Below are 438 nucleotides of genomic sequence, written 5' to 3'. Positions count from 1 at the left end.
ATCTGCTGACAGGTCAGACGCTCCGGTGTCCAGTCAACCGCCAGATATTCCCCAGCGTTTTCTTGCCTGCCATCTCGCTGCAGCTTCTGCTGACAAGTCAGCCGCTCAGTGCCCAGTGAACCACCAGGATTTCCCCAGCGTTTTTCTTTCCTGCCATCTCGCCACAGCTTCTGCTGACAAGTCAGCCGCTCCAGTGCCCAGTGAATCACCAGTAATTCCCCAGCGTTTTTCTAGCCTGCCACCTCGCCACAGCTCCTGCTGACAAGTCAGCCGCTCCAGTGTCCAGTGAATCACCAGGATTTCCCCAGCGTTTTTTCTTTCCTGTCACCTCGTTGCGGCATCTGCTGACAGGTCAGACGCTCCGGTGTCCAGTCAACCGCCAGATATTCCCCAGCGTTTTCTTGCCTGCCATCTCGCTGCAGCTTCTGCTGACAAGTC

At 56.4% G+C, this 438-nt stretch carries 1 protein-coding gene; it reads right to left on the bottom strand.

Going from position 1 to position 438, the window contains the following annotated elements:
* Positions 1-209, bottom strand: a 209-nt coding sequence (locus VF724_RS21380) for a hypothetical protein (protein WP_371756251.1), incomplete at its 3' end; no start/stop codon positions are given.
* Between the last annotated feature and the right edge of the window lie 229 nt (positions 210-438).

The sequence above is a fragment of the Ferviditalea candida genome (assembly GCF_035282765.1).
In the GTDB taxonomy this organism is placed as follows: Bacteria; Bacillota; Bacilli; order Paenibacillales; family KCTC-25726; genus Ferviditalea; species Ferviditalea candida.
Note: the sequence above shows the minus strand (reverse complement) of the source record. Positions and strands in the feature narration are given on the sequence as shown.